12 protein-coding genes are annotated in these 21,131 nt (G+C 57.5%); 5 read left to right on the plus strand and 7 right to left on the minus strand.

What is annotated here, in order from left to right; translation table 11 throughout:
- Window positions 1-9: 9 nt before the first annotated feature.
- Window positions 10-4,470 (minus strand): glutamate synthase large subunit, encoded by a 4,461-nt coding sequence (gene gltB / locus ACERY3_RS20145; protein WP_048981173.1) that lies wholly within the window; start codon window positions 4,468-4,470, stop codon window positions 10-12.
- Window positions 4,471-5,157: 687 nt separating this feature from the next.
- On the opposite strand from gltB, the gene ACERY3_RS20150 reads away from it, so the two are divergent.
- Entirely contained in the window at window positions 5,158-6,099 is a 942-nt protein-coding gene (locus ACERY3_RS20150) for a TIGR01212 family radical SAM protein (protein WP_139153161.1), read from the plus strand.
- Here the strand turns inward: ACERY3_RS20150 and ACERY3_RS20155 are convergent.
- Window positions 6,079-7,581 (minus strand): helicase HerA-like C-terminal domain-containing protein, encoded by a 1,503-nt coding sequence (locus ACERY3_RS20155; RefSeq protein ID WP_373226374.1) that lies wholly within the window; start codon window positions 7,579-7,581, stop codon window positions 6,079-6,081. The genes ACERY3_RS20150 and ACERY3_RS20155 overlap by 21 nt on opposite strands.
- 138 nt (window positions 7,582-7,719) lie before the next feature.
- Between ACERY3_RS20155 and ACERY3_RS20160 the strand changes: the two genes are divergently transcribed.
- Window positions 7,720-9,366 carry a dihydroxyacetone kinase subunit DhaK gene (locus ACERY3_RS20160; RefSeq protein ID WP_373226375.1) on the plus strand — a complete coding sequence of 549 codons (1,647 nt, stop codon included), beginning with the start codon at window positions 7,720-7,722 and terminating at the stop codon, window positions 9,364-9,366.
- 92 nt (window positions 9,367-9,458) lie between these two features.
- Here the strand turns inward: ACERY3_RS20160 and ACERY3_RS20165 are convergent, their stop codons facing one another.
- From ACERY3_RS20165 to pepA, 5 genes are all read right to left on the minus strand, one after another.
- Window positions 9,459-10,478 (minus strand): NAD(P)-dependent alcohol dehydrogenase, encoded by a 1,020-nt coding sequence (locus ACERY3_RS20165; protein WP_033146757.1) that lies wholly within the window; start codon window positions 10,476-10,478, stop codon window positions 9,459-9,461.
- Window positions 10,479-10,561: 83 nt separating this feature from the next.
- Window positions 10,562-11,065 (minus strand): GNAT family N-acetyltransferase, encoded by a 504-nt coding sequence (locus ACERY3_RS20170; RefSeq protein ID WP_039260409.1) that lies wholly within the window; start codon window positions 11,063-11,065, stop codon window positions 10,562-10,564.
- Window positions 11,066-11,188: 123 nt separating this feature from the next.
- Window positions 11,189-14,044 carry a valine--tRNA ligase gene (locus tag ACERY3_RS20175; protein ID WP_023309367.1) on the minus strand — a complete coding sequence of 952 codons (2,856 nt, stop codon included), beginning with the start codon at window positions 14,042-14,044 and terminating at the stop codon, window positions 11,189-11,191.
- A complete protein-coding gene (gene holC / locus ACERY3_RS20180) occupies window positions 14,044-14,487 on the minus strand; it encodes a DNA polymerase III subunit chi (RefSeq protein WP_008502815.1) in 444 nt (147 codons plus the stop codon). The genes ACERY3_RS20175 and holC overlap by 1 nt, the downstream gene beginning before the upstream one ends.
- A gap of 86 nt (window positions 14,488-14,573) precedes the next feature.
- Window positions 14,574-16,085, minus strand: a complete 1,512-nt coding sequence (gene pepA / locus ACERY3_RS20185) for a leucyl aminopeptidase (RefSeq protein ID WP_023309366.1) — start codon at window positions 16,083-16,085, stop codon at window positions 14,574-14,576.
- A 266-nt stretch (window positions 16,086-16,351) separates the two neighbouring features.
- Here pepA and lptF point away from each other — a divergent pair, with 266 nt between their 5' ends.
- From lptF to arcB, 3 genes are all read left to right on the plus strand, one after another.
- Entirely contained in the window at window positions 16,352-17,452 is a 1,101-nt protein-coding gene (lptF, locus tag ACERY3_RS20190) for an LPS export ABC transporter permease LptF (protein WP_024906345.1), read from the plus strand.
- Window positions 17,452-18,534 (plus strand): LPS export ABC transporter permease LptG, encoded by a 1,083-nt coding sequence (lptG, locus tag ACERY3_RS20195; protein WP_024906346.1) that lies wholly within the window; start codon window positions 17,452-17,454, stop codon window positions 18,532-18,534. The genes lptF and lptG overlap by 1 nt, the downstream gene beginning before the upstream one ends.
- Before the next feature lie 135 nt (window positions 18,535-18,669).
- On the plus strand, window positions 18,670-21,003 hold the full coding sequence (gene arcB, locus ACERY3_RS20200) for an aerobic respiration two-component sensor histidine kinase ArcB (RefSeq protein WP_047058976.1): 2,334 nt from the start codon (window positions 18,670-18,672) through the stop codon (window positions 21,001-21,003).
- The last annotated feature ends 128 nt before the right edge of the window (window positions 21,004-21,131 follow it).

Below are 21,131 nucleotides of genomic sequence, written 5' to 3' on the forward strand. Positions count from 1 at the left end.
CTGAATTCCTTACTGCGCCTGCACGCGCAGCTCTGCTGCGCTACGACTACGGTGACCCAACAGGGCTTTAACATCGCTGGACTTCGGCTTAACCAGCGCGAATTTCGCAGAGAACGCCGGCCAGTTCGCCAGGATCTCTTCGCCGCGCGAAGAACCGGTATGCTGCACGTGTTCGGTAATCAAACCGCGCAGGTGTTCTTCATGGATAGCCAGCGTATCAACGTCCAGCACTTCCACCAGCTCCGGGTTCACGCGTTTGCGGAACTCACCGTCTTCATCCAGGACGTACGCAAAACCACCCGTCATGCCCGCGCCGAAGTTCACGCCGGTTTTACCCAGAACGCAAACAATCCCGCCCGTCATGTATTCACAGCCGTTATCGCCAATACCTTCCACCACGGTGATAGCACCGGAGTTACGCACCGCAAAACGTTCGCCCGCACGGCCTGCTGCAAACAGACGACCGCCGGTCGCGCCGTACAGGCAGGTGTTACCGATGATGCTGGCTTCATGGCTGCGGAAGGCTGAGCCGACCGGAGGACGCACCGCCAGCAGACCGCCCGCCATGCCTTTACCGACGTAGTCGTTGGCATCGCCAGTCAGGTACAGCTCAACGCCGCCTGCGTTCCATACGCCGAAGCTCTGACCCGCGGTACCGCTGAAGTGCGCGGTGATCGGATCCGCTGCCAGCCCCTGGTCACCGTGCGTCTGCGCGATGTAGCCGGAAAGGGAGGCGCCCACGGAGCGGTCGGTGTTGCGGATATCAAACCAGAACGTTTTGCTCTGCTTGTCGTCCACGTACGGTTTCGCCTGCTGCAGCAGCTGCGCGTTCAGCACGCCGTTATCGAACGGCGGGTTGTTCTCGGTGCAGTAGACCGCTTTGCCAGGGTGAGGCTGCGCGGTTTCCAGCAGCTTGCTCAGCTCCAGCTTCTGCTGCTTCGCGGTGAAGCCTTCCAGCTCTTTCAGCAGGTCAGTGCGGCCAATCAGGTCCACCAGGCGCTTCACGCCCAGCTGCGCCATCAGTTCGCGGGTTTCGCGGGCGATGAACTCAAAGTAGTTGGTCACTTTGAACGGCAGACCGTGATAGTGGTTCTTACGCAGCTTCTCGTCCTGGGTAGCCACACCGGTTGCGCAGTTGTTCAGGTGGCAAATACGCAGGTATTTACAGCCGAGCGCAACCATTGGGCCGGTACCGAAGCCGAAGCTTTCCGCGCCGAGGATCGCCGCTTTGATGATGTCGAGGCCGGTTTTCAGGCCGCCGTCCACCTGCAGGCGTATCTTGTGACGCAGACCGTTAGCCACCAGCGCCTGCTGGGTTTCCACCAGGCCAAGCTCCCACGGGCAGCCCGCATATTTCACGGAGGAGAGCGGGCTTGCGCCGGTGCCGCCGTCATAGCCGGCGATGGTGATGAGATCCGCATAGGCTTTCGCCACGCCGGTCGCGATGGTGCCGACGCCCGGTTCGGAAACCAGCTTCACGGAGATCATAGCTTTCGGGTTGACCTGCTTCAGGTCGAAAATCAGCTGCGCCAGGTCCTCGATAGAGTAGATATCGTGGTGCGGCGGCGGGGAGATCAGCGTCACGCCCGGCACGGAATAGCGCAGTTTGGCGATGTACGGAGTAACTTTATCACCCGGCAGCTGGCCGCCTTCGCCCGGTTTAGCACCCTGAGCGACTTTAATCTGGATCACGTCGGCGTTGACCAGGTACGCAGGCGTCACGCCAAAGCGACCGGATGCCACCTGCTTGATACGGGACACTTTGTTGGTGCCGTAACGCGCCGGATCTTCACCGCCTTCGCCGGAGTTGGAGTTGCCGCCGATGCTGTTCATGGCTTCCGCCAGCGCTTCGTGGGCTTCCGGACTCAGCGCGCCGATGGACATCGCTGCGGTATCGAAGCGTTTGAACAGTTCCGATGCAGGCTCAACGTCGTCAATGCTGACCGCTTCATCGCCCGGATTGAGGGCAATGAGGTCGCGCAGCGTTGCCGCCGGACGGTTGTTTACCAGCTCAGCGTACTGCTGGTAATCGCTGTATTCACCGCTCTGAACCGCCTGCTGCAGCGTGCGCACCACGTCCGGGTTATAGGCGTGGTATTCGCCGCCATGAACGTATTTCAGCAGACCGCCCTGATCCAGCGGCTTACGTGCCAGCCAGGCGCGTTTGGACAGATTCACCAGATCCTGCTGGAAGTCAGCAAAACCGGCGCCGCCGATGCGGCTGACCACGCCCTGGAAGCAGAGGTTGGCGACCTCGTCATGCAGGCCGACCGCTTCAAACAGCTTCGAACAGCGGTAGGAGGCAATGGTCGAGATGCCCATTTTGGACATGATCTTGTACAGGCCTTTGTTGATGCCGTTACGGTAGTTCAGCATCACCGCGCGGTAATCTTTGTCGATCGCGCGGGTATCCACCAGGCGTGCCAGCGTTTCGTAGGCCAGATACGGGTAGATCGCCGTCGCACCGAAGCCTAACAGCACGGCAAAGTGGTGCGGGTCGCGAGCGCTGGCGGTTTCAACAATGATGTTGGCGTCGCAGCGCAGGCTCTTGTCGACCAGACGCGTCTGGATAGCGCCAACCGCCATCGGGGCAGGCACCGGCAGACGGTTTTTCGCAATATTGCGGTCGGACAGCACCAGCAGAACGGTACCGTTACGCACCATCTGTTCGGCTTTGTCACACAGCGCATTCACCGTCTCTTCGAGGCTCGCTTCGGTCACGTCGAAGGTAATATCGAGCGTGTCGGCGCGGTAGTGCTCCTCTTTCATGGTGGTGAGCTGTTTGAAATCGGAGTACAGCAGGATCGGCGATTTAAAGGTCAGACGGTGCGCCTGGCCTTCGGCCTCGCAGAAGACGTTCATCTCGCGACCGATGCTGGTGGCCAGCGACATCACGTGCGCTTCACGCAGCGGGTCGATCGGCGGGTTGGTCACCTGCGCAAACTGCTGACGGAAGTAGTCGTAAATAATGCGCGGCTGGCTGGAGAGCACGGCAAACGGGGTATCGTCACCCATGGAGCCGACCGCTTCCTGGCCGTTTTCACCGAGCACGCGAATAACGGAGTCCAGCTCTTCCGCGCTGTAGTTAAACTGTTTCTGGAAGCTTGCAAGCGTATCGTCGTCCAGTTCGCGGCGACCCACTTCTTCATCCGATAAATCTTCGAACGGCACGAGGCGACGGACGTTCTTCTCCATCCACTCTTTGTACGGATGGCGGCTTTTAAGATCGTGATCGGTTTCGGCAGAGTGCAGAATGCGCCCGCCGCGGGTGTCGATCACCATCAGCTCGCCCGGGCCGACGCGGCCTTTCTCGACCACTTCGTCAGGCTGGTAATCCCAGATACCGACTTCAGAGGCGCAGGTGATGAGCTTGTCTTTGGTGATAACGTAGCGCGCCGGACGCAGACCGTTACGGTCCAGGTTACAGGCGGCGAAGCGGCCGTCGGACATGACGATGCCCGCCGGGCCGTCCCACGGCTCCATGTGCATGGAGTTAAAGTCGAAGAACGCGCGCAGCTCAGGGTCCATATCCGGGTTGTTCTGCCAGGCCGGTGGCACGAGCAGACGCATGGCGCGCACGATGTCCATCCCGCCCGCCAGCAGCAGTTCCAGCATGTTATCCATGGAGCTGGAGTCAGAGCCGGTTTCGTTCACGAACGGCGCGGCATCGTGCAGATCGGGGATCAGCGGCGTCTGGAACTTATAGGTACGGGCGCGGGCCCACTGGCGGTTACCGGTGATGGTGTTGATCTCGCCGTTGTGCGCCAGGTAGCGGAACGGCTGAGCCAGCGGCCAGCGTGGAACGGTGTTGGTGGAGAAGCGCTGGTGGAACAGGCAAATGGCCGATTCCAGACGCAGGTCCGCCAGGTCCAGGTAGAAGCGCGGCAGGTCAGCCGGCATACACAGACCCTTATAGATGTTCACCAGGTTAGAGAGGCTACAAACGTAGAACTCTTTATCGTCCTGGAGACGTTTTTCAATGCGGCGGCGGGCGATAAACAGACGGCGTTCCATATCACGCGGACGCCAGCCCGCAGGCGCGTTGACGAAAATCTGTTCAATGCGAGGCAGCGAGGAGAGGGCGATTTCACCGAGCACCCCTTCGTTGGTTGGCACATTGCGCCAGCCGACAATCGACAGGGTTTCACGCTGAAGTTCTTCTTCGACGATGCGGCGTGAGGCAGCAGCCTTTTCAGGATCCTGATTCAGGAACAGCATGCCGACAGCGTAGTTTTTGGCTAAACGCCAGCCGCGCTCTTCCGCCACGATGCGAAAGAAACGATCCGGTTTTTGCAGCAGCAGGCCGCAACCGTCGCCGGTTTTACCATCGGCAAGAATAGCGCCACGGTGCTGCATTCGGGCCAGTGCGTGAATAGCAGTACGCACTACCTTGTGGCTAGGTTCGCCTTCTATGTGGGCGATCAGGCCGAAACCACAGTTATCCTTCTCAAGGGATTTATCGTACAACATATCAGTGAACCTCCCCAGGCTCGTCGGGCTTCCCACTGAACTTTACCGTGGCGCACAGGCACAGAAAGAGCATGGCGACGGGGTTTGCGTTTCATACGCGGACCTCGCATTCGCCCTCTTTTTCATCCTTTCGCGCAGGTAAACAAGTTTGAGGACTTGCTTCAGAGGGAATCTCAATTACTGCATAAATATGATGAGCAGGCCGCTCATCCAGAAAGCTTCCAGCGGATTTCCAACTTATCGGGAATTGGTACACAGGTCAAATGGCAATCTTATTTATACAAAAATGTGCTAAAGAGCGTTTATGTCTTTGAAAGTAAATGCTATTTAACTATTTTTACATTGAATGTATGCCCTGGCAGGACGCAGCGGAGTGTGATCTGACTCACTATATGAAAGCGGTATTATCAATGTAGCGTGCTGAATAGCAGTTTTATAGCAGAATAATAATCTGGTATCGAATGCAAACCCGCATAAACCCACTGTTTTTCAGTGGTGGCGCTATAAATGAAAAAAACAATCAGAACATAAGGAAAAGTAATCACGAATGGCGTGAATGAAATTGCAGTAATCCTGAGTATTTATTCATATAGATAAAGGCCGTCCGGGACGATTGATCCAGGTCATCGCCGACAGAGGCTAAAAGTGGCAGGCTTGTCCCCTTTCTCCGGGACGGTCTATCAGATTATGCAGTTACAGAAATTAGTCAATATGTTTGGTGGGGATCTTTTGCAGCGGTACGGGCAAAAGGTTCATAAGCTGACGCTGCACGGCGGGTTTAGCTGCCCGAATCGCGATGGCACCATCGGGCGCGGCGGCTGTACCTTCTGTAACGTTGCGTCCTTTGCTGACGAAGCCCAGCAGCATAAATCTATCGCTGAACAGCTTGCCCTTCAGGCCAGCCTGGTGAGCCGTGCGAAGCAGTATCTGGCCTATTTTCAGGCCTACACCAGCACGTGGGCGGAGGTGCAGGTGCTGCGCTCTATGTATCAGCAGGCCGTCAGCCAGGCTAACATCGTTGGGCTGTGCGTGGGCACGCGCCCGGACTGCGTACCGGACGCGGTGCTGGACCTGCTCAGCGAGTACAAAGAACAAGGCTATGAGATCTGGCTGGAGCTGGGCTTGCAGACCGCGCATGACAAAACCCTGCACCGTATTAACCGTGGCCATGATTTCGCCTGCTACCAGCGCACCACGCGCCTGGCCCGCGAGCGCGGGCTGAAGGTCTGCTCGCATCTGATTGTCGGCTTGCCGGGTGAAGGGCAGCAGCACGGCCTTGAAACGCTGGAAAAGGTGGTTGAGACCGGCGTGGACGGCATTAAGCTGCACCCGCTGCATATCGTTACGGGCAGCATTATGGCGAAAGCCTGGGAAGCCGGGCGGTTAAGCGGAATTGAGCTTGAGGACTATACGGTAACGGCAGGGGAGATGATTCGCCACACGCCGCCGGAAATCGTCTACCACCGTATTTCGGCCAGCGCCCGCCGTCCAACGCTTCTGGCACCGCTATGGTGTGAGAACCGCTGGACGGGGATGGTGGAAATCGACCGCTATCTGCAGGAGAACGGTGTGCAGGGTTCAGCGCTTGGCCGCCCGTGGGTTCCCCGTCTACCGGCGACGGCCGCCTAACAGACTTCCCAGCATGCCGCGCACTATCTGATTGGTGACCTGCCGCGCCGCGCTTTTCGCCATGGTCTGTACCACGCCGTCGCGCTTGCCGCCGCGCGGCCCGGTGCTGCCGAACAGGATGTCTTTGAGCCCCCCGAGAATACCGTCATCCACGGCGACGGACTGTCCTTTAGCGGCAGGTGCATCCTGCGACTCCGTTGTCGCCTGCACCCCTTTTTGCAGCATCTCGAACGCGGACTCGCGATCCACCTCGTCTTCGTATTTCCCGTAAACCGGAGAGTGGTTAATCAGGCCGTTACGTTCATCGTCGGTAACGGGCCCCATGCGCGAGCAGGGCGCGATCACCATGGCGCGTTCCACCACGGACGGGCTGCCCTTCGCATCCAGGAACGAGATCAGCGCTTCACCGGTGCCCAACGCCTGAATCGCCGCTTCGGTATCAAAGGCAGGGTTGGCGCGCATGGTCTGCGCGGCGGCTTTCACCGCTTTCTGATCCTTCGGCGTAAAGGCGCGCAGGGCGTGCTGCACGCGGTTACCAAGCTGACCGAGCACGTTATCCGGAATGTCCGACGGGTTTTGCGAGACAAACCAGACGCCAACGCCTTTGGAGCGGATCAGGCGAATGACCTGTTCAATCTTATCCAGCAAGACCTGCGGCGCGTCGTTAAACAGCAGGTGCGCTTCGTCGAAGAAGAAGACCAGCTTCGGTTTTTCCAGATCGCCCGCTTCGGGTAACTGTTCGTACAGTTCGGAGAGCATCCACAGCAGGCTGGCGGTGTAGAGCTTTGGCATCTGGTAGAGCTTCTCGGAGCTCAGAATGTTGATGATGCCTTTGCCGCTGCTGTCGGTGCGCATCCAGTCTTTGATATCCAGCATCGGCTCGCCGAAGAAGTGCTCGGCGCCCTGTTGCTCCAGCGTCAGTAACCCGCGCTGAATGGCACCCACCGAGGCGCTGCTGATATTGCCGTACTGGTTCTGGAAGGATTTGGCGTTATCGCCGATGTACTGGGTAATGGCGCGCAGATCTTTGAAATCAAGCAGCAGCAGCCCCTGATCGTCGGCAATGCGGAAGATAATATTCAGCACGCCGGACTGCACGTCGTTGAGGTTAAGCAGACGGGCCAGCAGCAGCGGGCCGAGATCGGAGACGGTAGCGCGCACCGGGTGGCCTTTCTCACCAAAGATATCCCACACTACCACCGGATTGTTATGCGGCGTCCAGTCCGTGATGCCAATATTCTTCAGCCGTTCGAGCAGTTTCTCAGAGGCCGTACCTTCCTGAGCCACACCGGTTAAATCGCCTTTCACGTCAGCCATAAAGACCGGTACGCCAATCTCCGAAAGCGACTCCGCCAGCTTTTGCAGGGTGACGGTTTTCCCCGTCCCGGTCGCTCCGGTGATGAGACCGTGGCGGTTCGCCATCGAGGGCAGTAAATACAGCTCTTTTTCCAGCGTCCTGGCAATTAACAATGGTGTACTCATGATGCGCTTCCTCTCTTAGTCCTGGGTGGAGTATAGGCAACCTGACCGCAATTTGGTTGAGTAAATTCCTGACTTTGCGGCGCATTATCCAGCGCGGACTATGCTTTTGCATACGGTTCACAAAAATAGTGGGAAACGATGTCCAGATTCTTCTTTAACGATCGCAAACAGCTGGTCAACGATGCCATTGAAGGCATACTGCTTTCTGCGCCACACGCAAATCTCGTCAAACTTGATATCGATCCGGCCATCAGGATCGTCGCACGCGGCGACTGGGACAAAAGCCGCGTGGCGGTGATCTCCGGCGGCGGCTCAGGCCACGAACCCGCGCACGCCGGGTTTGTCGGCAAAGGGATGCTGACGGCGGCAGTGTGTGGCGATCTGTTTGCCTCGCCGAGCGTGGATGCGGTGCTGAACGCCATTGTGGCGGTCACGGGCGATCGCGGCTGTCTGCTGATCGTCAAAAACTACACCGGCGATCGCCTGAACTTTGGCCTCGCGGCAGAAAAGGCCAAACGCTACGGCCTGAAGGTGGAGATGGCGATCGTGGCGGACGATATCGCGCTGCCGGATAACAAACAGCCGCGCGGTATTGCCGGTACGGCACTGGTGCACAAGATTGCGGGCTATGCGGCGGAGCACGGTAAATCGCTAAGCGAGGTGCGGGATATTGCGCAACAGGCCTGCGATAACCTCTGGAGCCTGGGCGTTGCGATGCAAACGTGCAACCTGCCGGGCAGCGACGAGGAAGAGGGGCGCATTAAGCAGGGCCATGTCGAGCTGGGGCTGGGCATTCACGGCGAGCCCGGTGCTTCCGTCGTGGATACGCAGAACAGTAAAGCCATTATCGACACGCTGGTGACGCCGTTACGCGCGCAGGCGGGAGAAGGGCGGTTTGCGGTATTGATTAACAATCTCGGCGGCGTATCGGCGCTGGAGATGGCGCTGCTGACCAAAGAGCTGGCGCATTCGGCGCTGAAAGAGGAGATCGCGTACCTGATAGGCCCCGCGCCGCTGGTGAGCGCGCTGGACATGAAGGGCTTTTCGCTCACGCTGCTGAAGCTCAACGATTTCTTTGAAAAGGCGATTCACGCCGAGGTCGAAACGCTGGGCTGGCAGAAGCCCGTGGCGTTTGCGCCACTGCGCACCGTGGCGCATACCGCCATTCACGATCGCGTGGAATACACTCCGTCGGACAATCTGCGGGTGGGCGAATATGTTTCCTCGGTGACGAAAACGCTGCTCCAGCTGGAAAACCGACTGAACGCGCTGGATGCCAAAGTGGGCGACGGCGATACCGGCTCCACTTTTGCGCAAGGGGCGCGGGATATTGCGCAGCGTCTGGAGGATCGCAAGCTCCCGCTTGATAACGTATCGACGCTGCTGTTGCTGGTGGGCGAGCGGCTGGCGACGGTGATGGGCGGATCGAGCGGGGTGCTGATGTCGATCTTCTTCACCGCGGCCGGGCAAAAGCTTCACGATGGTCAGCCGCTGCCCGAGGCATTGCTCAGCGGGCTGGCGCAGATGAAGCAGTACGGTGGGGCAGATCTCGGCGATCGTACCCTGATCGACGCGCTGCAGCCGGCGCTTGAAGCATTGAAGAATGGCGATCTTCAGGCAGCGGCGCAGGCAGCACAGCACGGTGCCGAAGCAACGGCGAAAATGGCGAAAGCCGGCGCGGGACGTTCATCGTATGTGAATAAAGAGAATCTGGATGGGGTAATGGATCCCGGTGCGGTCGCGGTGGCTGAGGTGTTTAAGGCCCTGGTAGATGCAAAACGGTAACGACCGTTACCGTTTTTAGTGTGTACGCCCTCTCCCTGGGGGAGAGGGTTGGGGTGAGGGCATCAGGCCGCACATTCCCCGCCAATGTCACATCAGAAATCCGCTTTCAGCACCACGCGGTAGCGGGCTTTGCCGTCACGCACGTGCTGGATCGCTTCGTTGATTTTCGACATCGGATACAGTTCGGTGGTCGGCGCCACTTTGGTGCGTCCGGCAAACTTCATCAGCTTGCGCAACTCAAACGGCGTACCGGTCGCGGAGCCTGACACGCTGCGATCCCCGCCGATCAGGGTAAACGCAGGAACCGGCAGCGGCTTCATCACGGCACCTACGGTGTGGAAGTTACCGCCGTAGGCCAGCGCCTCAAAGTACGGCTGCCAGTTGAGATCCACGTTCACGGTGTTGATGATCAGATCAAACTGCCCAGCCAGCGCGTTCAGCGCGTCAGGATCGCGGCTGTTCACCACTTTATCCGCGCCCATCGCCAGCACTTCTTTCTCTTTCGCCGGGTTCGAGCTGAACGCCGTGACTTCACAGCCCATCGCGTGCAGCAGCTTGATGGCGATATGCCCCAGGCCGCCAATACCAATGACGCCCACGCGGCTGGTGGCGGTGATATGGTGCATCAGCAGGGGTTTGAAGACGGTGATACCGCCGCACAGCAGCGGACCGGCGGATTCGATATCAATGCTGTCCGGCAGCGGGATCACCCATTGCCAGTCGGCGCGCAGTTTGTCGGCAAAACCGCCTTTGTTCAGAATGGTGGGAACGGCACCCTCGAGGCAGTTGATCTGATTGCCGCTGATACAGGCGTCACAGTGACCACAGCTGCGTGCCGTCCAGCCAATGCCCACGCGCTGGCCTACCTTCAGCCCTTTGTCCTGTGCGGCACTACCGAGCGCCACGACGCGGCCAATGACTTCGTGCCCGGCAACCAGCGGATAGCTCGAGAAGCCCCATTCGTTGTCGATCATCGAGAGATCCGAGTGGCAGATCCCGCAGTAATCAACCTGTACTTCGACGTCTTCTGCTTTTAGTTCGCCCGCATCGTACTCGTACAGCTCAAGTTCTGCACCCGCCTGCGGTGCGGCGTAGCTTTTTATCTTCGACATCGTGTTTCCCCCGTTGTAGTGTGAACTGAGAGTGTAGAGCATTCAGTTTACAGCCGCTTAACAGAAGAGGGCAGGAACGAAACTTACAGACTTTTCAGCATTCTGACTTCGCAATCAACGTGGCCGGTACAGCCCAGCGGCGCATCGATATGCTCAAAGCCCAGATGTTCATACAGGCCGATGGCCTCTTTGAGGAAAGCGGTTGTTTCAAGGTAGCAGCGGGTAAAACCCTGCTTGCGCGCGTGGTCCAGCGCCATCAGCGCCAGCTTTTTTGCCAGTCCTTGCCCGCGCGCCGTTGGCAGGAAATACATTTTCTGCAGCTCACAGATATCCGGCTCGCTGCAGCTGAGGGGCGCCACGCCGCCGCCGCCCACCACCTGACCGTTCTGCTCGATTACCCAGTAGGCATGCCCTGGCTGGCTGTAGAGCTGGTAAAGCTCGTCCAGGTTCGGGTCTGCAACCGTGTAGCCTTTGTCAGCCGTCAGGCCATATTCGGCAGAAACGGTGCGGATAACGGCGGCGATTGCCGGGTTATCCTGCTCAGCGATCCGGCGCATCGTCGTCGCGACGGGGGTAATCACGCTCATAGCATTACTCATTACAAAAATTGACACATAACTGCTGTTAATAGCACCGCAGAAAGGGGAGTGCAAGCGAGGAGTTTTCAGGAAGGATACCCCTTACGCCCTGAAGCGTAAGGGGTAAAAGCATTACAGTGCGGCAATAACCGCCTGCTGCTCGATCAGCTTGGTCTTCGCATCGGCGAAGGCAACCAGACGCTCACGCTCTTTCGCGATGACCGCTTCCGGCGCGCGGGCCACAAAGCCTTCGTTCGCCAGCTTGCTTTCGATTTTGCCAATTTCCACGTCGACTTTCGCCACTTCTTTCGCCAGACGAGCCAGCTCGGCGTCTTTGTCGATCAGGCCCGCCATCGGGATCAGCAGCTCGGCGCCGTCGATGATTTTGGTCACGGAAACCGGACCTTTGTCATCCGCAGGCAGCACGGTGATGCTTTCCAGACGCGCCATGGTTTTCAGGAAAGTGTTGTTCTCGGTGACGCGACGAACGGCCGCCTCGCTGCAGCCACGCAGCAGCAGCTCCAGCGGTTTGCCTGGGGCGATGTTCATTTCAGCACGGATGTTACGTACCGCAACGATCGCCTGTTTCAGCCACTCGGTATCCGCGGACGCCGCTTCATCAACCTTGGCCGCATCGAATTCCGGGAACGGCTGCAGCATGATGGTATCGGCGTTGATGCCCGCAATCACCTTCACGCGCTGCCAGATGGTTTCGGTGATGAATGGAATGACCGGATGCGCCAGGCGCAGCAGACCTTCCAGAACGGTAATCAGCGTGTTGCGCGTGCCGCGCAGCTCCGCCTCAGTGCCGCCGTTCATCACCGGCTTCGCCAGCTCCAGATACCAGTCGCAGAACTGGTTCCAGGTGAATTCATACAGGATGCCCGCCGCGATATCGAAGCGGTAGCTGTCCAGCGCCTCGCGGAACGCTTTCACCGTCTGGTTGAATTCCGCCAGGATCCAGCGGTCTGCCAGAGACAGCGTCATTTCGCCGCCGTTGAAGCCACAATCCTGATCTTCGGTATTCATCAGCACGAAGCGGCTGGCGTTCCACAGCTTGTTACAGAAGTTACGGTAACCTTCCAGACGCTTCATGTCCCAGTTGATGTCACGACCGGTAGAGGCCAGCGCCGCCAGGGTGAAGCGCAGGGCGTCGGTACCGTGAGACTCGATCCCGTTCGGGAACTGCTTCTCGGTACGCTTGCGGATTTTCTCAGCCAGCTGCGGCTGCATCATGTTGCCGGTACGTTTTTCCAGCAGATCTTCCAGAGAGATACCGTCAACCATATCCAGCGGGTCAATCACGTTCCCCTTGGACTTGGACATCTTCTGGCCTTCGTCGTCGCGGATCAGACCGGTCATGTAGACGGTATGGAACGGAACCTGCGGCTTGCCGTCTTCGTCTTTGATGAAGTGCATGGTCATCATGATCATGCGGGCAATCCAGAAGAAGATAATGTCGAAGCCGGACACCATCACGCTGGTTGGGTGGAACTGACGCAGCGCGTCGGTGTTTTCTGGCCAGCCGAGGGTGGAGAAGGTCCACAGCGCGGAGGAGAACCAGGTGTCCAGCACGTCTTCGTCCTGACGCAGCGCAACGTCTGCGCTCAGATTGTTTTCCTGACGCACTTCGTCTTCGCTACGGCCAACGTAAACGTTGCCTTCGTTGTCGTACCACGCCGGAATACGGTGACCCCACCACAGCTGACGGGAGATACACCAGTCCTGAATGTCGCGCATCCAGGAGAAGTACATGTTTTCGTACTGCTTCGGCACGAACTGAATGCTGCCGTTTTCAACCGCTTCGACAGCCGGTTTCGCCAGCACGTCGGCACGCACGTACCACTGGTCGGTCAGCATTGGCTCGATAACCACGCCGCCACGGTCGCCGTACGGCACGGTCAGATCGTGAGGTTTGATCTCTTCCAGCAGGCCGAGCGCGTCAACGGCAGCCACGATGGCTTTACGCGCGGCAAAACGCTCCAGCTTCTGGAACTCAGCCGGGATGTCGCTGGAATAAACGTCGGATTCGTTGCCTTTGGTGTCGTACACTTCTGCGCTTTCGCGGATATCACCGTCGAAGGTCAGAATGTTGATCATCGGCAGGGCGTGACGACGGCCGACTTCATAGTCGTTGAAGTCGTGCGCAGGGGTGATTTTTACGCAGCCGGTGCCTTTTTCCATGTCGGCGTGTTCGTCGCCCACAATCGGAATACGGCGGTTTACCAGCGGCAGCACCACGAATTTGCCGATCAGATCTTTATAACGCGGATCTTCCGGGTTAACGGCCACGCCGGTATCGCCCAGCAGGGTTTCCGGACGGGTCGTTGCGACCACCAGGTAATCTTTACCGTCGGCGGTTTTTGCGCCATCGGCCAGCGGATAGCGGATGTGCCACATGGAGCCTTTAGACTCGCGGTTTTCCACTTCCAGGTCAGAGATGGCGGTGCGCAGTTTCGGATCCCAGTTTACCAGGCGTTTGCCGCGGTAAATCAGGTCTTCTTTGTACAGGCGGACGAAGACTTCTTTAACGGCGTTGGACAGGCCTTCGTCCATGGTGAAGCGCTCGCGCTCCCAGTCCACGGAGTTGCCGAGACGGCGCATCTGACGGGTAATGGTGCCGCCGGATTCCGCCTTCCACTGCCAGATTTTGTCGATGAACGCGTCGCGACCGTAGTCGTGGCGGGTTTTTCCTTCTTCAGCGGCAATTTTACGCTCAACCACCATCTGGGTCGCGATACCCGCGTGGTCAGTCCCCGCCTGCCACAGGGTGTTTTTACCCTGCATGCGCTGGTAGCGGATCATGGTGTCCATGATGGTCTGCTGGAAAGCATGACCCATATGCAAACTGCCGGTGACGTTCGGCGGCGGGATCATGATGCAGAAGGACTCTTTGCTTTCGTCGCCGTTAGGCTTGAAATAGCCCTGCTGTTCCCAGTGCTCGTAAAGCGGCTGTTCGATATCGCGTGGGTTATATGTCTTTTCCATTATTTCCAGGTTGCCGTATTCAGGTTAAAACCAGCCAGGCGGTACGCTTTATAGCGTTCGCGCGCCAGTTGTTTCAAAGATTCTTCGTAAGGGACAAAGTCTACCACTTCTGTGAAAGCGGTGGCAAAATCTGCAAAATCTATCCGCAGGCTAATCAGAATATCGCGCGCGCTGCTGTTGCGCTTTTGCGGCCAGGCAATTTCAACCGGTGCTCCACCGCGCGGGCCTTCGCCCGACAGGTTGTGCGGCACAAAACTCTCCGGCGGGCGCGCCCACAGCGCTTCATCCAGGCGAATCGCCTGCTGTTCATCTTCACAGGCAATCAGAACGCGTTTACCTGCGCGCCAACGTTCTGCGGCAATTTCACACACCAGCTGTTCTACGGCGCTGAGGCCATCCTGATGGGTGTCGTTGTCCAGAAGGTAGAACGTTGCATTCTTCATATATGGGGCTTCTTGTGCTCACTTTAAATGCTTAAGCCGGGTGGCGGCTTCGCCTTACCCGGCCTACGGTTTACTGCCGTTTTGACTTACTCGTCGCCGTTAAAACCTGCGCGGTTCAGCAGGAACTGCGACAGCAGCGCCACTGGACGGCCGGTTGCGCCTTTGGCTTTACCGGAGCGCCATGCGGTGCCCGCGATATCCAGGTGTGCCCAGTTGTACTTGCGGGTGAAGCGTGCCAGGAAGCAGCCCGCGGTGATCGCCCCGCCAGGACGTCCGCCAATGTTCGCCATATCCGCAAAGTTAGACTCCAGCTGATCCTGATACTCGTCACCCAGCGGCAGACGCCATGCGCGGTCCCCGGCCTGCTCTGAGGCACCAATAAGCTCGTGCGCCAGCGGGTTGTGGTTCGACATCAGGCCGGTGATATGGTGGCCCAGCGCAATCACGCAGGCTCCGGTGAGGGTGGCTACGTCAATCACCGCTTCCGGCTCGAAGCGCTCAACGTAGGTCAGCACGTCACACAGCACCAGACGCCCTTCGGCGTCGGTGTTCAGCACTTCAACGGTCTGGCCGGACATGGTGGTCAGAACGTCACCCGGACGATAGGCGCGCCCGCCAGGCATGTTTTCGCAGCCCGCCAGTACGCCGATCACGTTGATAGGCAACTGCAGTTCCGCGACCATGCGCATCACGCCGTAAACCGCCGCCGCACCGCACATGTCGTATTTCATCTCATCCATGCCTTCGGCAGGCTTGATGGAGATACCGCCGGAATCGAAGGTCAGGCCTTTACCGACGAGCACAATCGGGCGCGCGTCTTCGGACGGATTGCCTTTGTACTCGATGACGGACATCAGGGATTCGTTCTGCGAGCCGTTACCGACCGCAAGGTAAGAGTGCATCCCCAGCTCTTTCATCTGCTGTTCGCCGATGACGCGGGTAATGACGTTTTTGCTGTAGGCGTCGGCCAGCTGACGTGCCTGAGAGGCCAGGTACGCCGCGTTACAGATATTAGGCGGCATGTTGCCGAGATCTTTGGCCGCTTTAATGCCGGCTGCGATCGCCAGACCGTGCTGGATCGCGCGTTCGCCGCTGGTCAACTCGCGACGGGTTGGCACGTTAAAGACCATTTTACGCAGCGGACGACGCGGCTCGCTTTTATTGGTCTTCAGCTGATCGAAGCTGTACAGGCTCTCTTTTGCCGTTTCAACCGCCTGACGCACTTTCCAGTAGGTGTTACGCCCTTTAACGTGCAGCTCCGTCAGGAAGCAGACGGCTTCCATTGAGCCGGTATCATTCAGCGTATTGATTGTTTTCTGAATCACCTGCTTATACTGACGTTCATCCAGCTCGCGTTCTTTGCCGCAGCCAATCAGCAGAATACGTTCTGACAGTACGTTCGGAACATGGTGCAGTAACAGCGTCTGCCCAGGTTTACCTTCCAGTTCGCCACGGCGCAGCAGGGCGCTAATATAGCCGTCACTGATTTTATCGAGTTGCTCGGCGATCGGGGAGAGTCGGCGTGGTTCAAAGACGCCCACAACGATGCAGGCACTCCGCTGTTTCTCCGGGCTACCGCTTTTTACACTGAACTCCATGCACTACGCTCCTGAATCTTAAAGACAACGGCGGCAGCTACGGATAGAATTGAAACCTTTCGTAACTCATGTCCGCTGTTGTGGTGACTTCGTGTTAATCTTACGTTACTACGGTTTCGACACGTCAGAAAAAGTCCTGAAGCGTGAATCCGCCGGATGTTTTAATCTTAGCGATGATTTCGACGACTCAAGAGAATAAATGACGTTTAAGCCATGAAACAAGCGATTTTCCAGCAAAGAGACGGGTTTTTACGGGCGTATTTAAAGTGATAATCATAAGATATCTGGTGCGGGAGACGCTCAAAAGCCAACTGGCGATCCTCTTCATCCTGCTGCTGATTTTTTTCTGTCAGAAGCTGGTTAAGATCCTCGGTGCGGCCGTTGACGGCGAAATTCCAACAAATCTGGTGCTTTCCCTGCTTGGCTTAGGGATCCCGGAAATGGCGCAGCTCATCCTGCCGCTAAGTCTTTTCCTTGGCCTGCTCATGACGCTTGGGAAACTCTACACCGAGAGTGAAATCACGGTGATGCATGCCTGTGGCCTGAGCAAAGCGGTACTGGTGAAAGCGGCCATGATACTGGCGCTGTTCACGGGTATTGTCGCAGCGGTGAATGTGATGTGGGCGGGTCCCATGTCTTCCCGTCATCAGGACGAAGTGCTGGCCGAAGCGAAAGCCAACCCCGGCATGGCAGCCTTAGCCCAGGGGCAATTCCAGCAGGCGACCGACGGCAACTCCGTGCTGTTTATTGAGAGCGTTGACGGCAGTAAATTCAACGACGTATTCCTGGCGCAGTTACGTCCCAAAGGTAACGCGCGTCCTTCCGTGGTGGTTGCAGACTCCGGCCAGCTTGCTCAGCGCAAAGATGGTTCTCAGATCGTGACGCTGAACAAAGGCACCCGTTTCGAAGGCACAGCCATGCTGCGCGACTTCCGTATTACGGATTTCCAGAACTATCAGGCCATTATCGGCCATCAGGCGGTGGCGCTCGATCCAACGGATACCGAGCAAATGGACATGCGTACCCTGTGGAATACCGATACCGACAGAGCGCGTGCTGAGTTCCACTGGCGTATTACGCTTGTCTTCACCGTGTTTATGATGGCGCTGATTGTCGTTCCGCTGAGCGTGGTGAACCCGCGCCAGGGCCGCGTGCTCTCTATGCTGCCGGCGATGCTGCTTTACCTGATCTATTTCCTGCTGCAAACCTCGATTCGTTCTAACGGCGCGAAGGGTAAGCTGGACCCTATGGTCTGGACATGGTTCGTCAACAGCCTGTACATCTTACTGGCGCTGGGATTAAACCTGTGGGATACGGTGCCTGTGCGCCGCATACGTGCCCGATTCTCGCGTAAAGGAGCCATCTAATGCAGGCGTTTGGCGTTCTTGATCGCTATATCGGTAAAACCATTTTTACCACCATCATGATGACGTTGTTCATGCTGGTGTCGCTCTCCGGCATTATCAAATTTGTCGATCAGCTGAAAAAAGCCGGGCAGGGGAGCTATGACGCGATGGGCGCGGGGATGTATACCCTGCTCAGCGTGCCGAAAGATGTGCAGATTTTCTTCCCGATGGCGGCCCTGCTGGGCGCGCTGCTGGGGCTGGGGATGCTGGCGCAGCGCAGCGAGCTGGTCGTTATGCAGGCCTCGGGCTTTACCCGCATGCAGGTTGCGCTGTCGGTAATGAAAACCGCGATCCCACTGGTGCTGTTGACCATGGCGATTGGTGAGTGGGTCGCGCCGCAGGGCGAACAGATGGCGCGTAACTACCGTGCGCAGGCCATGTACGGCGGCTCGCTGCTCTCGACTCAACAAGGTTTATGGGCGAAAGACGGTAAAAACTTCGTCTACATCGAACGGGTGAAGGGGAATGATGAGCTGGGTGGGGTGAGCATCTATGCTTTCGATGACCAGCGCCGTCTGGAGTCAGTCCGCCACGCCTCTTCGGCGAAATTTGACGCCGAACATAAACAGTGGCGTTTGTCCCAGGTCGATGAGTCTAACCTGACCGATCCGAAACAGATTACGGGTTCTCAGACGGTAACCGGTACGTGGAAAACCAACCTGACGCCCGATAAGCTCGGTGTTGTGGCGCTGGATCCTGACGCGCTCTCCATCAGCGGTTTGCACAACTATGTGAAATACCTGAAGTCGAGCGGGCAGGATGCGGGACGTTACCAGCTCAACATGTGGAGCAAGATCTTCCAGCCGATGTCCGTGGCGGTGATGATGCTGATGGCGCTGTCGTTTATCTTCGGCCCGTTACGCAGCGTGCCGATGGGCGTGCGCGTCGTGACCGGTATCAGTTTCGGCTTTGTGTTCTACGTGCTCGATCAGATCTTCGGTCCGCTGACGCTGGTTTATGGCATTCCGCCAATAATTGGTGCGCTGCTGCCAAGCGCCAGTTTCCTCCTGATCAGCCTCTGGCTGCTGTTGAAACGCTCCTGATTGACCTCTCCTCGCTTCCGGTTAACCGGAAGCGAGGCTAATCTCCTGTTTCACCCCGCACTTTTTCTCACAACCTTCAACGCCTCGCCCTGAATTTGAGTATTATTGAGCGATAAAGTCGTGAAGGGATCCTCTATGAAGCAAATTCGAATGCTTGCCCAGTATTACGTCGACCTGATGATGAAGCTTGGGCTGGTGCGTTTCTCCATGCTGCTTGCGCTGGCGCTGGTCGTTCTGGCCATTGTCGTGCAAATGGCCGTCACCATGGTTCTGCATGGTCAGGTCGAGAGTATCGACGTCATCCGCTCCATCTTCTTTGGCTTGCTCATTACGCCCTGGGCGGTCTATTTCCTTTCCGTGGTGGTTGAACAGCTGGAAGAGTCCCGTCAGCGTCTGTCAAAACTGGTCGATAAACTGGAAGAGATGCGCGAGCGCGACCTGAAGCTCAACGTCCAGCTTAAAGACAATATTGCGCAGCTGAATCAGGAGATTTCCGATCGTGAGAAGGCGGAAGCCGAGCGTCAGGCCACGCTGGAACAGCTGAAAATCGAAATGAAAGAGCGCGAGGTCACGCAGATCCAGCTTGAGCAGCAATCCTCTTTCCTGCGGTCGTTCCTTGATGCTTCGCCGGATCTGGTGTTTTACCGTAATGAAGATAAAGAGTTTTCCGGCTGTAACCGGGCGATGGAGCTGCTCACCGGGAAAAGCGAGAAGCAGCTGATTAACCTGAAGCCGCAGGACGTTTACTCTGAAGAGGCGGCGGCCAAGGTCATGGAGACGGACGAAAAAGTATTCCGCCATAACGTCTCGCTGACCTATGAACAGTGGCTGGATTACCCGGACGGACGCAAGGCCTGCTTTGAGATCCGTAAGGTGCCCTACTATGACCGCGTGGGGAAACGCCACGGCCTGATGGGCTTTGGCCGCGATATCACCGAGCGTAAGCGCTACCAGGATGCCCTGGAGCGCGCCAGCCGCGACAAGACTACCTTTATCTCCACCATCAGCCACGAGCTGCGTACACCGCTTAATGGGATTGTCGGGCTGAGCCGTATTCTGCTGGATACCGACCTGACCGCAGAGCAGGAAAAATACCTCAAGACTATCCATGTATCCGCGGTCACGCTGGGTAATATCTTCAACGATATTATTGATATGGATAAGATGGAGCGCCGTAAAGTTCAGCTTGATAATCAGCCGGTTGATTTCACCAGCTTCCTTGCCGACCTCGAAAATCTCTCCGGCCTGCAGGCGCAGCAGAAGGGACTGAGCTTTGTTATGGATCCCACCTTGCCGCTGCCGCATAAAGTGGTGACCGACGGCACGCGTCTGCGCCAGATCCTGTGGAATCTCATCAGCAACGCGGTGAAATTTACCCAGAAGGGGCAGGTGGCGGTGCGCATCCGCTATGACGAAGGCGATATGCTGCACTTCGAGGTGGAAGACTCCGGGATGGGTATTCCGCAGGAGGAGCAGGACAAAATTTTCGCGATGTACTACCAGGTGAAGGACAGCAACGGCGGGAAGCCAGCTACCGGAACAGGCATTGGCCTGGCGGTCTCTAAACGGCTGGCGAAGAGCATGGGTGGCGATATCACCGTTGTCAGCCAGCCGGGCAAAGGGTCAACCTTCACGCTGACGGTCCATGCGCCGGCGGTGGCGGAAGAGGTTGAAGACACCTTTGAAAACGACGACATGCCGCTGCCCGCGCTGCACGTCCTGCTGGTGGAAGACATTGAGCTGAACGTGATTGTGGCGCGCTCGGTGCTGGAAAAACTGGGCAACAGCGTGGATGTCGCGATGACCGGTAAGGCCGCGCTGGAGATGTTTAAACCGGGCGAATACGATCTTGTTCTGCTCGATATCCAGCTGCCGGATATGACCGGGCTGGATATCTCGCGTGAGCTGACGCGTCAGTACGCGGCCGACGAGCTGCCGCCGCTGGTGGCGCTGACGGCGAACGTGCTGAAAGACAAAAAAGAGTATCTCGATGCCGGTATGGACGATGTACTCAGCAAGCCGCTGGCGGTGCCTGCTCTGACCGCCATGATTAAGAAGTTCTGGGATACCCGTGATGAAGAGGAGAGCACCATGACGTCTGTTGATAGCGCAAAAGCCCAAACGATACTCGATACCGCGATGCTGGAGCAGTACATCGATCTGGTGGGTCCGAAACTGATTACCGATGGTCTGGCGGTGTTCGAAAAAATGATGCCGGGCTATCTGAGCGTGCTGGAATCAAACCTGACGGCTCGTGACCAGAAGGGCATCGTCGAAGAAGGACATAAAATCAAAGGCGCCGCCGGCTCGGTTGGCTTACGCCATCTGCAGCAGCTGGGTCAACAGATTCAGTCGCCTGATTTACCTGCATGGGAAGATAACGTGGGTGATTGGGTTGAAGAGATGAAACAAGAGTGGCAAAACGATGTGGCGGTGCTTAAAGCCTGGGTCGACGCCAGAAAAAAATGACCCCGGATTAACCGGGGTGCGCGAATACTGCGCCAACACCAGGGAAATCGTGGCTGCGCCTGTTTTATAAAGTTATTTTCGAAAGGGCGCTGCCTGAAAAATTTAGGCCGCACGCAGATAAGATAGCA

This window comes from Enterobacter cloacae complex sp. ESBL7 (assembly GCF_041679625.1).
Classification (GTDB): domain Bacteria; phylum Pseudomonadota; class Gammaproteobacteria; order Enterobacterales; family Enterobacteriaceae; genus Enterobacter; species Enterobacter asburiae_B.

What these genes read in the sequence shown, in the direction of transcription:
- gltB (WP_048981173.1), bottom strand. Translation starts at nt 4,470, where the DNA reads ATGTTGTACGATAAATCCCTTGAGAAGGATAACTGTGGTTTCGGCCTG.
- ACERY3_RS20150 (WP_139153161.1), top strand. Translation starts at nt 5,158, where the DNA reads ATGCAGTTACAGAAATTAGTCAATATGTTTGGTGGGGATCTTTTGCAG.
- ACERY3_RS20155 (WP_373226374.1), bottom strand. Translation starts at nt 7,581, where the DNA reads ATGAGTACACCATTGTTAATTGCCAGGACGCTGGAAAAAGAGCTGTAT.
- ACERY3_RS20160 (WP_373226375.1), top strand. Translation starts at nt 7,720, where the DNA reads ATGTCCAGATTCTTCTTTAACGATCGCAAACAGCTGGTCAACGATGCC.
- ACERY3_RS20165 (WP_033146757.1), bottom strand. Translation starts at nt 10,478, where the DNA reads ATGTCGAAGATAAAAAGCTACGCCGCACCGCAGGCGGGTGCAGAACTT.
- ACERY3_RS20170 (WP_039260409.1), bottom strand. Translation starts at nt 11,065, where the DNA reads ATGAGCGTGATTACCCCCGTCGCGACGACGATGCGCCGGATCGCTGAG.
- ACERY3_RS20175 (WP_023309367.1), bottom strand. Translation starts at nt 14,044, where the DNA reads ATGGAAAAGACATATAACCCACGCGATATCGAACAGCCGCTTTACGAG.
- holC (WP_008502815.1), bottom strand. Translation starts at nt 14,487, where the DNA reads ATGAAGAATGCAACGTTCTACCTTCTGGACAACGACACCCATCAGGAT.
- pepA (WP_023309366.1), bottom strand. Translation starts at nt 16,085, where the DNA reads ATGGAGTTCAGTGTAAAAAGCGGTAGCCCGGAGAAACAGCGGAGTGCC.
- lptG (WP_024906346.1), top strand. Translation starts at nt 17,452, where the DNA reads ATGCAGGCGTTTGGCGTTCTTGATCGCTATATCGGTAAAACCATTTTT.
- arcB (WP_047058976.1), top strand. Translation starts at nt 18,670, where the DNA reads ATGAAGCAAATTCGAATGCTTGCCCAGTATTACGTCGACCTGATGATG.